The organism is Sphingomonas sp. BK481, from assembly GCF_014194875.1.
In the GTDB taxonomy this organism is placed as follows: domain Bacteria; phylum Pseudomonadota; class Alphaproteobacteria; order Sphingomonadales; family Sphingomonadaceae; genus Sphingomonas; species Sphingomonas aerolata.
Map to the genome: position 1 here is coordinate 1 of NZ_JACIAP010000015.1, position 11,263 is coordinate 11,263.

The 11,263-nt window shown below is 67.8% G+C and carries 10 protein-coding genes; 5 read left to right on the plus strand and 5 right to left on the minus strand.

What is annotated here, in order from left to right:
- The first annotated feature begins 291 nt into the window (after window positions 1–291).
- Window positions 292–1,827 carry a lipopolysaccharide biosynthesis protein gene (locus FHY04_RS19460; protein WP_183937523.1) on the plus strand — a complete coding sequence of 512 codons (1,536 nt, stop codon included), beginning with the start codon at window positions 292–294 and terminating at the stop codon, window positions 1,825–1,827.
- A 30-nt stretch (window positions 1,828–1,857) separates the two neighbouring features.
- On the opposite strand, the gene FHY04_RS19465 is transcribed toward FHY04_RS19460, so the two are convergent.
- Complete coding sequence (locus FHY04_RS19465; RefSeq protein WP_031394021.1) at window positions 1,858–2,310, minus strand: CBS domain-containing protein; 453 nt, start codon at window positions 2,308–2,310, stop codon at window positions 1,858–1,860.
- Between the two features lie 71 nt (window positions 2,311–2,381).
- Between FHY04_RS19465 and FHY04_RS19470 the strand changes: the two genes are divergently transcribed.
- Window positions 2,382–2,672, plus strand: coding sequence for a hypothetical protein (locus tag FHY04_RS19470; protein WP_031394022.1), 291 nt, complete (start codon window positions 2,382–2,384; stop codon window positions 2,670–2,672).
- A 99-nt stretch (window positions 2,673–2,771) separates the two neighbouring features.
- Here the strand turns inward: FHY04_RS19470 and FHY04_RS19475 are convergent, their stop codons facing one another.
- From FHY04_RS19475 to hisS, 4 genes are all read right to left on the minus strand, one after another.
- Window positions 2,772–4,007 (minus strand): DUF4167 domain-containing protein, encoded by a 1,236-nt coding sequence (locus tag FHY04_RS19475; protein WP_183937524.1) that lies wholly within the window; start codon window positions 4,005–4,007, stop codon window positions 2,772–2,774.
- A 260-nt stretch (window positions 4,008–4,267) separates the two neighbouring features.
- Window positions 4,268–5,113, minus strand: a complete 846-nt coding sequence (gene prmC, locus FHY04_RS19480; RefSeq protein ID WP_183937525.1) for a peptide chain release factor N(5)-glutamine methyltransferase — start codon at window positions 5,111–5,113, stop codon at window positions 4,268–4,270.
- Between the two features lie 123 nt (window positions 5,114–5,236).
- On the minus strand, window positions 5,237–6,310 hold the full coding sequence (gene prfA / locus FHY04_RS19485) for a peptide chain release factor 1 (RefSeq protein ID WP_107045050.1): 1,074 nt from the start codon (window positions 6,308–6,310) through the stop codon (window positions 5,237–5,239).
- A 106-nt stretch (window positions 6,311–6,416) separates the two neighbouring features.
- A complete protein-coding gene (gene hisS / locus FHY04_RS19490; protein WP_183937526.1) occupies window positions 6,417–7,661 on the minus strand; it encodes a histidine--tRNA ligase in 1,245 nt (414 codons plus the stop codon).
- Window positions 7,662–7,710: 49 nt separating this feature from the next.
- On the opposite strand from hisS, the gene FHY04_RS19495 reads away from it, so the two are divergent.
- From FHY04_RS19495 to ppa, 3 genes are all read left to right on the plus strand, one after another.
- On the plus strand, window positions 7,711–8,361 hold the full coding sequence (locus tag FHY04_RS19495) for a DUF1345 domain-containing protein (RefSeq protein WP_031393173.1): 651 nt from the start codon (window positions 7,711–7,713) through the stop codon (window positions 8,359–8,361).
- Window positions 8,362–8,572: 211 nt separating this feature from the next.
- Window positions 8,573–10,486, plus strand: a complete 1,914-nt coding sequence (locus FHY04_RS19500) for a M61 family metallopeptidase (protein ID WP_183937527.1) — start codon at window positions 8,573–8,575, stop codon at window positions 10,484–10,486.
- A 77-nt stretch (window positions 10,487–10,563) separates the two neighbouring features.
- Window positions 10,564–11,142, plus strand: a complete 579-nt coding sequence (gene ppa / locus FHY04_RS19505) for an inorganic diphosphatase (protein WP_031393175.1) — start codon at window positions 10,564–10,566, stop codon at window positions 11,140–11,142.
- Window positions 11,143–11,263 lie beyond the last annotated feature (121 nt).

Below are 11,263 nucleotides of genomic sequence, written 5' to 3' on the forward strand. Positions count from 1 at the left end.
CCCTCGCGGAAGGCTTGGAGCATCTGGTTGTTTGCGACCGCAGCAACCAGACCGTGTGGCCGTTCGCTGCGGTGACACCCCTCTAGGCCCACTCCACAATCCCGTCAAACGCAAATTTCACTTTTATGGCAATTTTCTTCATTTCGACCGACTTACGCCCCCAGGCAGCCCGTGTGAGCCGTGCAGGGCACGACGACGGCGCCCCTGCGTGCCAGCAAGGGACGCGACGCGGCATCCCCGCGCAGCTTTCTTAAGTGCTTGTGAAGCGCAGGCGATTATAGGGCCGGTCCGATGACCACGCCGATTCCCAGCGCCCCGCCGGCGGCAGACCCGCTGGCGGACCGGCCGCCCGACGGGCCGATCGACGGCTTGGCCGCCCCGGCGCCGCTCGCCGGGCAGGTCCGCAGTGCGCTGATCTGGCGGTCGGGCAGCCAGATCGTCGCGCAGCTCGTGCAGTGGAGCGCCACCTTCCTGGTGATCCGCATCCTCGCCCCCGCCGATTACGGGCTGTTCGCGATGTGCCAGGTGATCCTGACCTTCATGGCGATGCTCAACGGCTATGGCCTCGCGAGCGGGCTGATCCAGCAGGCGACGATCAGCCGCCACGAGGTGCGCCAGCTCTTCGGCATGCTGATCCTACTCAATGCGACGCTGGCCGCGGCGCAGCTGGTGCTCGCTCCGCTGGCTGCGGCCTATTACCGGCAGCCGGTCGTCGCCGACATGCTGCGCGTCCAGGCGCTGCTCTATCTCACCACGCCGTTCATCGCCCTGCCCTATGCGCTGCTGTCACGCGCGATGGATTTTCGCCATCAGGCCAAGGCGAACATCACCGCCTCGATCGCTTCGGCGAGCACCGCGCTCGGCGGCGCGCTCTATGGCCTTGGGGTATGGACGCTCGTCATCGCCCCGCTCGTGCTGTTCGCGGTCCGCGGTGCGATGATGACGTGGAGCGCACGCTCGCTGGTCTGGCCGAGCTTCGACTTTCGCGGCGCGGGCCGGCTCGCGCGCTATGGCGGGGTGATGGCGGCGAGCCAGCTCTTCTGGTTCCTGCAGAGCCAGGCCGATGTGTTCATCGCCGGGCGCCGGTTCTCGCCGCACATGCTCGGCATCTACACGACCAGCCTGTTCCTCACGCAGATCTTCGTCAGCAAGTTCGTGCCGCCGCTCAACGAGGTCGCCTTTTCCGCCTATGCGCGGATGCAGGCGGATCCCGACGCGATCGGACGGGCGTTCGTGAAGGGCGTGCGGCTGGTGATGATCGTCGCCATGCCCTTCTATCTCGGGCTCGCGGTCACCGCCGAGCCGCTGGTGCTGACGGTGCTGGGCGAAAAATGGGTCGAGACCGCGCCGATCGTCCGGCTGCTCGCGCTGGCGATGCCGTTCATGACGCTCCAGGTCCTGCTGACCCCCGCCTCCGATGCACGGGGGCGACCGGGTATCGGCGTGCGCAACGGCGCGACCGGCGCGGCGATCCTCGGCACCGCGTTCCTGATCGGGGTTGAGTGGGGGCCGACCGGGCTCGGCCTTGCCTGGATCGCGGCCTATCCGCTGTATTTCGCGATCAGCGCGTGGCGGAGCCTGCCGGTGATCGGCGTCCCCGCCCGCGCGGTCGCGCGCGCGGTCGCGTCGCCCGCGCTGGCCGCGATCGCGATGGCGCTCGCGGTCTGGCTGGTCGATCAGCGCCTGCCAGTGCTCGATCCGGTCTGGCGCCTCGCGGTGCTGCTCGCGGTGGGCGGCACGGTCTATGCAGGCTGGATGCTCGCCTTTGCGCGCGCGGCGCTGGGCGAGCTCGTCGCGGTGCTGCGCAAACGCCCCGTTGCGGCCTGATCGGGCCTGCGCCCTGATCGGGTCCGCGGGTCAGGCGGACTGGATATAGGCGCGCATCGCCGCGGCATCCGCCTCGATCCGGTCGATCCGGAATTTGACGAGATCGCCGATCGAGACGAAGCCGACGAGCTGATCATGGTCGATCACGGGCAGATGCCGGATCCGCCGCTGGGTCATCAGCGACAGCGCGCCGATCACCGATTCGGTCGGCGCGACCGATTTGACCGCGCGCGTCATCACGTCGCCGATCCGCTGCGTCAGCGCGCCCGCGCCCTTGGCCTGCAGGCAATGGATCACGTCGCGTTCGGAAAATATCCCGACCACGCGGCCGTCGTCGAGCACCGGCGCCGCGCCGATCCGCTGTTCCGCGAGCATCGCCACCGCGTCCGCGACGCTCGCATCGGGGTGCAACGACAGCACCATGTCCGCGCGCGTGCCGTCACCGGTCCGCCGCTTCGTCTCGAGGATCGTCGCGATCGTCATCTCCGCCTCTCCTTGTCGCGTCTCCATGCGCGTGGCTTGAGAAAACCATGTTTGCGCGGCAATGAAAAGCGATGACCGATCCTTCTGCCGAGACACCGACCGGACTCGACGATCCCCACTATGCCGCGTTCGCCTGGGGCCGGTTCCGGACGATCATGGCGTGGATGATTCTGGCGGCGGCGATCTGCGCCGCGGGCGTCATCGTCGCGATGGCGCATCTTCAGGGGGCGCTGCACCTCGTGACGATGCTCGCGATTCTCGGCGGGGTCGGCGGATCGGTGATCATGGCCGGTTTGTTGATGGGGCTCGTCTTTCTGAGTTCGGGAAGCGGCCATGACGAGGACGTGACCCGGATCGACTAGCCGTCCGGGCGATGGCGCGGGCGAGGGATGAAACGAAAAAAGGCCGGTACCGCAGCGTCGCGATACCGGCCTTTTTTATCCTGCCGTCTGGCGCGACGGTCAGCCCGCTTCGACCTCGTCGGTGGCGACGCGGACGCGACGGCGACGCGGCTTTTCCGCGGCTGCGCCGTCCGCCGAAGCGTCGGCAGCGGGTGCCGGTGCCGAGGCCGAAATGCCGAGCGATGGCGGCAGGCGGTCTGCGTCGAACGCCGCGGGTGCGGCATCGTCCGTGGCGACCGGCGTGTCGAGACTGCGGTCGCGACGCGGGCGACCACGACGGCGGGGCTGCTCCTCGCCCGAACCGTCCGACGCGGGCGCCGGGGCGGTTGCGGCCACAACGTCGACCGGGTCGCCCATGGACTGGGGCGCGGACGACCGGTCGTCGGACGTGGCAGCGTCGGGCGTGGCCGGCGTTACGCTGCGGGCAGCGACCTCGTCCGCGCGCTCGCCCTGCTGCTCGGACTCGGCCTGGACCGGACGCGCGGCGCGTGGTGTACGACGGATGGTGTCGCGGCGCGGGGCATCGCGATACTCGTCGCGACCCTGGTTTTCGCGGGGCTGGCTCTCGCGCTGCTGGCCCTGCTCGTCACCGGGCTGTTCGTCGCGCGACGGCGTCATCCGCGGGCCGCGAGCCTCGCCACGCTGGCCCTCGTTACGCTGGCCCTCGTTGCGCTGACCATCGCTGCGCTGACCATCGTTGCGATTCGCGTCGTAGCGTGGGCGATCGTCGCGCTGCGAGCGGTCGTCACGGCCCTGGTTTTCCCGGCCCTGGTTTTCACGGGGCGCGCGGGCGTTCGAATACTGGCCATTGGACTGGCCGCCATTCGCCATCGCCGCCTGGTCGCCGGATCCCTGCTGCCCGTGCTGCTGCCCGTTTTGCTGGCTGCCCTGCTGCTCGCCCGAGCGGATCGGTTCGCCCTCGTCGCCATAATCATCGTCGCCGTCGAGATCGAACGGCTGCTGGCGACGCGGCTGCTGCTGCGCCTGGGGCTGGCTCTCTTCGAAGCGCGCGCGGGTTTCGCTCAGCACGCGGAAATAATGATCCGCGAACTGGAGATAATATTCGATGTTGACGCGGTCGCCCTGCATCTGCGCGTCGCGCGCCAGGTTCTTGTACTTCTCGTACAATTGGCTCGCGTTGCCGCGCGCGCGGCTGTCGATGCGGTTGCCGGTGTCGCGGCCACCCTGGCCACCACCACCGCCGCCGCCCTGGCGTTGACCGCCACCGCCGCCACCGCCGCCATTATTATTGTTGCCACGACCGCGACGGCGGCCGGCTTGCCGGTTGTTGATCAAGCTTGTGTCCTCAGTCGTCGAACCAAAATCTGGTCGTGCTCCGAAATGCGGTGCAAACCCCCCGCCGCGCACCGATGACGATGCGTCGGACTTGCCAGGGCCGCCGGACTGCAGCGACTTTAAGGCGAAGGATGCGGGTCAACGCTCAAAAACGACCAAGTTGTCGAGATTGCGTGCCCCTGCCCACGTGATAGCGGCCCGGAAGGGCCTCCCACAAGCGAAATATGCGGCGGCAGGCCATAATCGTCAAGTCGCGCCGGTCATCGCGCAAGCAGGACGCGCGGGTTTCCGCCATAATCATGATGTAGCGCAACGTGCAGCCCCGCCGCCTCGAGCAACGCCGAGACCGGTCCCGCCTGCGTCGCGCCGATCTCGATCACCGCCGCGCCGCCGGGTGCGATCAGCGCGGGGAGCTGCGCCGCGAGGATCCGGTAATCGTCGAGCCCGTCCGCGCCCGCGAACAGCGCCGCGTGCGGTTCGTGATCGCGGACCTCGGGCGGCAGCGTCTCGGCGGTACCGATATAGGGCGGGTTGGCGAGGATCAGGTCGAACCGCCCGGTGATCGCGTCCGCCCAGCTGCCACGCAAAAACTGCGCACGGTCCGCCATGCCGAGCGCCGCCGCATTGGCGCGCGCATAGCCGAGCGCGTCCGCCGAAAAGTCGATGCCGAGACCGCGCGCGGGCCATTCGTCGAGCGCGGCGAGCAACAGCGTGCCGGGGCCGGTGCCGAGATCGAGGATGGTCGCAGGCGCACCGCCGGCAAAATGCGCCTGCGCGGCGATCAGCAGCGTCTCGCTGTCCGCGCGGGGCACCAGCGCGCCCGGCCCGACCGCAAGATCGATCGACCAGAAGCCGCGCGTGCCGGTGATATAGGCGATCGGCTCATGGCGAAGACGACGCTCGACGAGCGCCGCGAAACCGGCGGGGACGGCGTAGCGGTCGGGATCGAGCAGGATCGCGTTCCGCTCGACGCCCAGCGCATGCGCCATCAGCAGTTCGGCGTCGAGGCGGGGGGTGGTGGAGAAGGCAAAGCGCGCGGCCGCGGTGGCGATCGCTGCGCTTACCCCCCCGCCCGCTTGCGGGAGGGGGCTGGGGGGTGGGCTCACGCTCACCGCGGTCGCACCGTCGGTGATGTGTCGAAAGACCGGAACGAAGCGCCCTCATGGAACCGGCCGCGCGCCCACCCCCCGGCCCCCTCCCGCTTGCGGGAGGGGGGGAAGCAGCCAGGCTCAGCCATCCAGCTGCGCCAGCCGGTCCGCCTCGTCCTGCGATACCAGCGCACCGATCAGCTCGCCCATGTCGCCCGCGACGATTTCCGGCAGGCGGTGCAGCGTCAGGTTGATGCGGTGATCGGTCACGCGGCCTTGCGGGAAATTATACGTCCGGATCCGCTCCGAGCGATCCCCCGACCCGACCATCGACTTGCGCGCACCCGCGCGCTCGGCATGCAACCGGTCGCGCTCCGCCTCGTAGAGCCGCGTCCGCAGCACGCGCAAAGCCTTCGCTTTGTTCTTGTGCTGCGACTTCTCGTCCTGCTGGATCACCGTCAGCCCGGTCGGGATATGGACGATCCGCACCGCGCTGTCGGTCGTGTTGACCGACTGGCCGCCCGGCCCCGACGAGCGATAGACGTCGATGCGCAGGTCCTTGTCGTCGATCTTGACGTCGACCTCCTCCGCCTCGGGCAGCACTGCGACGGTCGCCGCCGAGGTGTGGATCCGGCCGCCCGCCTCGGTCGCGGGCACGCGCTGGACGCGGTGGACGCCGCTCTCGAACTTCAGCTTCGCGAACACGCCCTGCCCCGTGACGCTGGCGACGACTTCCTTGAAGCCGCCCGCGTCCGACGACGATCCCGAGATCATCTCGACCCGCCAGCCCTGCGATTCGGCATAACGCTGGTACATCCGGAACAGGTCGCCCGCGAACAGCGCCGCCTCGTCGCCGCCGGTCCCGGCGCGCACCTCGAGCATCGCCGAGCGCTCGTCCGCGGAATCGCGCGGCAGCAACGCGAGCGCGAGCTTGCGGTCCGCGGTCTCGAGCAGCGTGCGATTCTCGTGCAATTCCTCCGACGCCATCGCGCGCAGTTCGTCATCGGCATCCTCGGCCATGAAGGCGAGGCTTTCGGCCTCCTGCCGCAGCCGCCGCACCTCGGTCGCTGCCTGCGCGACGGGTTCGAGCTCGGCATATTCCTTCGACACCGCGACGAAGCGGTCCGACGGCAGGTCGCCGGTCGACATCAGCGCCTGCAACTCGTCCCGCCGCGCCTCGATCGCGCGGATGCGGTCCGGGGAGATCTGGGTCATGCGGACGCTCCCTCTTGCGTCATCCCAGCGAACGCTGGGATCCAGGGTGACCGGGCGCAGCCCTCATGGCGCTGGATCCCGGCCTGCGCCGGGATGACGGGGAGGCTCAACGCAGCGCCTCCGCCAGATCGGCGAACGCGACCTCGGTCTGCGTGCCGGTCGCGAGCGCTTTCACCGCGCCGACGCCCTTGGCGAGCTCGTCATCGCCGAGAATGATCGCAAACCGCGCGCCGAGCGCATCCGCCTTCGCCATCCGCGCCTTCATCTTGCCCTTATACGCCATCTCGACCGCCACGCCCGCACGCCGCAGGTCCGCAACGATGCCGGTCGCGCGCGCTTCGGCCGCGGCACCCATCGGCACGACCACCGCATCGATCCCCGCCGCCGCCGGCTCCTCCAGCAGCATCGCCAGCCGCTCGACCCCCGCCGCCCAGCCGACACCCGCCGTCTCGGGCCCGCCGAGCGACCCGATCAACCCGTCATAGCGCCCGCCGGCCAGCACGGTGCCCTGCGACCCCAGCCGATCGGTCACGAACTCGAACGCGGTGTGCCGGTAATAATCGAGCCCGCGGACCAGCCGTGCATTGCGCTCCCACGCGACACCCGCGGCATCGAGCCCGGCGGTCACCGCGTCGAAGAACGCGCGCGCCTCGGGCGTCAGATACGCGTCGATGTCGGGGGCGCTGTCCGCGATCGGGCGGTCCTTCGGATCCTTCGAATCGAGGATCCGCATCGGATTCTTCTCGAGCCGCGTCAGGCTGTCCTCGGACAGCTCGCCGCGATGCGCCTCGAAATGCGCGACCAGCGCCGCACGCCATGCCTCGCGCGTGTCGGCATCGCCCAAAGTGTTCAGCTGCAACGTCACGCCGTCGGCAATGCCGAGCTCGCGCAGCAGCTGGTCCGCCAGCACCAGCAGTTCGACGTCCGCCCCGGGCTCCGCCGCACCGATCACCTCGGCGTCGATCTGGTGGAACTGCCGGAACCGCCCCTTTTGCGGGCGTTCGTAGCGGAACACCGGGCCGCTCGTCGTGATCTTGAGCGGCGCGAACTGCTGCCACCCCTCGGTCAGATAGGCACGCGCGATCCCGGCGGTGAATTCGGGCCGCAGCGTCAGCGAATCCCCGCCGCGATCCTCGAACGTATACATCTCCTTCGACACGACGTCGGTCGTCTCGCCGAGCGAGCGCGCGAACACCGCGGTGGATTCGAACACCGGGATGTCGATCCGCTGAAAGCAATACAACGCACGCACGCGTTCGAAGGTGCTGAGAACATGCGCGAAACGGCGCTGCTCGTCGCCGAAGATGTCCTGAGTGCCGCGGATGCGACGCGGGGTTTCTGTTCTGGCCATGATGCGCGCGTATCTAGGCGACGTGCCCGCGAAGCGCTAGCGCCGTCACATGAGCAACGACGTCCGCTATTGGGGGCTCGGCCGGCGCATCGCCCCGCCGCGCTTCGTGCTGTTCGCATGCGTTTTCGCGATCGGCCTCGTCGCGCTGATCCCCCGACTGGGTCTGGGGCGCGGCACGATGGCAGCCTTCGATATCGCCGCAGTCCTGTTCCTTGCCACCGTCGCGACCTTGTTCGGCAACGCCACCGCGGAGCGGATGCGGCGCTATGCGGACGAAAACGACGCCAACCGCGCGGTGCTGCTCGCGTTCAGCGGGACGATCCTGATCGTCGTGCTCGTCGCGGTGGCGAAGGAATTGCAGGGCAAGACCGATCTCGTCGCGATCCTGATCTCGGTCGCGACCCTGGTGCTCGCCTGGCTGTTCTCGAACATGGTCTACACGCTGCATTATGCGCATCTGTTCTACAGCGACGCCGCGGATGGCAGCGATGCGGGCGGGCTGGATTTCCCCTCCTGCGCCGAGCCCGATTACTGGGACTTCGCCTATTTCGCCTTCACGCTCGGCATGACCTTCCAGACCTCCGACGTCGAGATCACGTCGCGGCGCGTGCGCAAGGTCGCGCTCGGCCAGTGCATGGCGGCGTTCGTCTTCAACATCGGCGTGCTCGCCTTCACCATCAACGTGCTCGGCAGCAGCTGACGCGGGTCCGTCGCTGTTTCGTCATCCTGACGAACGTCAGGACCCAGAGCCAGACACGCCACCGCCCGTAACCCTGGGTCCTGACGTTCGTCAGGATGACGGGAAGAGGTCATGGTGACCGGGTGAACTATACCTCCCGGCAAAGGGCTGGACGACTGCCCTTTCTGCCGCTTACACCTTGACCATCGTCTCTCTGCCGAAGGCCTTTTCCTTGATCCGCAAGCTTCTCGTCGCATCCCTGCTCGCGTCTGCACTTCCCGCGGTCGCTCAAGTCCCCGCCGGCAACACCGCACCACAGCCGGTGCCGTTCGTCGACACGATCCCCGCCGCGCAGGACACGCCCTATCCCGGCACGATCCTGCTCGACATCGACGCGACCGATACCGAGCGCGGCATCTTCCGCGTGAAGGAGACGATCCCCGTCGCGAAGTCGGGCAAGATGGCGCTGCTCTTCCCGAAATGGCTGCCCGGCAACCATGCGCCACGCGGCGAGATCGAGAAGCTCGCCGGGCTGGTGATCCGCGCGAACGGCCGGATCCTGCCCTGGACGCGCGATCCGGTCGACGTCTACGCCTTCCACATCGACGTCCCCGCGGGCACCAGACAGCTCGACGCGACCTTCCAGTTCATCTCCGCGACCAAGGCAGACCAGGGCCGTGTGGTCATGACGCCGACGATGATCAGCCTCCAGCCGAACTCGGTCAGCCTCTACCCCGCCGGCTATTATACGCGTCAGATCCCGGTGAAGATGACCGTCACCTACCCGACCGGCTGGACCGCCGCGGGTGCAGTCCCCGCCAAGGTCTCGGGCGCGACCTATGCCTATGACCGGACCAATTACGAGATCCTCGTCGATTCGCCGATCCTCGCGGGCAAATACGGCAAGGTCTGGCCTTTGAGCCCTAAGGTCGACCTCAACGTCTTCGCCGACACCCCCGACCAGCTCGCCGCCAAGCCCGAACAGATCGACGCCCACAAGCGGCTCGTCGACCAGGCCGCGCGCACCTTCGGCGCCGAGCATTATGATCATTACGAGTTCCTGCTCTCGATCACCGATCAGCTCGGCGGGATCGGCCTCGAACATCATCGCAGCTCGGAAAACGGCGTCCGCCCCGGCTATTTCACCGAATGGGAGACGGGCGCGTCGGCGCGCAACCTGTTACCGCACGAGTTCACGCACAGCTGGGACGGCAAGTTCCGCCGCGGCGCGGACCTGTGGACGCCCGATTTCCGCACGCCGATGCGCAACTCGCTGCTCTGGGTCTATGAGGGCCAGACGCAGTTCTGGGGCTATGTGCTCCAGGCGCGCTCGGGTCTGGTCAGCAAGCAGGACACGCTCGACGGCTATGCCTCGATTCTCGGCACCTACGACACCGCACAGGGTCGCCAGTGGCGCCCGCTGATCGACACCACCAACGATCCGGTCATCTCGTCGCGCCGTCCCAAGGGCTGGACCAGCTGGCAGCGGTCGGAGGATTATTACAACGAAGGGCTGATGGTCTGGATGGAGGTCGACGCGATGCTCCGCCAGAAGTCGGGCGGCACCAAGTCGATCGACGATTTCGCGCGAGCCTTCTTCGGCATCCGCAACGGTGACTATGGCGAGGTCACCTATACGTTCGACGACGTGGCCAAGACGCTGAACGGCATCCTGCCCTATGACTGGGCGGGCTTCCTCACCACGCGCCTGACCGAGACGGGCAAGCCCGCGCCGATCAACGGCTTTGCGATGAACGGCTACAAGCTGGTCTATGGCCCCGTGCAGAGCCCGTATCTGAAGCAGGCGGAGAAGACCCGCGGCACCGATGTCAGCTATTCGCTGGGCTTGGTGATGAACAAGGACGGCGTCGTGACTGCCTCGATCTGGGACAGCCCCGCGTTCCGCGCCGGGATCGACGTCGGCACCGAAATCGAGGCGGTCAACGGCGAGTCCTACTCGTCGGACCGCATGAAAGCGGCAATTCTGGCGGCTCAGGGCACGAAGCTGCCGATCCGTCTGACTGTAAAAAACAACGAGCGATTCCGCGACGTCTCGCTCGATTACCATGACGGCCCGCGCTATCCGCGGCTCGAGAAGGTCGGTACAGGTGACGGTGGACTGGACAAGTTGCTGATGCCGCGCTGACAGTTCCGATATTTTTCCGGTGCCGGCCGCCTCCCCAAGGGGAAGCGGCCGGCACCGCCATTTCTGAAAGGACCGCCATGCGTATCGACCTCATCCCGACGGGCAAGAATCCGCCCGAAGATCTGAACGTCATCATCGAAGTGCCGACCGGCGGCGAGCCCGTGAAGTACGAGTTCGACAAGGCATCGGGCGCGCTGTTCGTCGACCGCATCCTGCACACGCCGATGCGCTACCCCGCGAACTACGGCTTCGTGCCGCACACGCTCAGCCCCGATGGCGATCCGCTCGACGCGCTCGTGATCGCGCGCTCGCCGTTCATCCCCGGCTGCGTCGTCCGCGCGCGCCCGATCGCGGTGCTCAACCTCGAGGACGAGGCCGGCGGCGACGAGAAGCTCGTCTGCGTCCCCGTCAACGACGTGTTCCCCTATTATTCGAACGTCGGCGGCCGTGCCGACGTGCCCGAGATCGTGTTCGAGCAGATCGAGCATTTCTTCACCCACTATAAGGACCTCGAGAAGAAGAAGTGGGTCCGCGTCGGCAAGTGGGGCGATGCCGAGGAAGCCAAGCGCATCACGATCGAGGCGATCGAGCGCTACGAAGAGGCCAAGAAGCAGGGCGACGAGCCCATGAACGCGGACGACGCCGCAGGCCGCTGATTACAAACGACCAAAGTCGAAGCGGCGCGCACACGGCGCGCCCTTCGATTGCGCTCAGGGCGAACGGGGCCGCGAACTACGCCCCCCCGTTCGTGCTGAGCGAAGTCGAAGCACCTGCCCC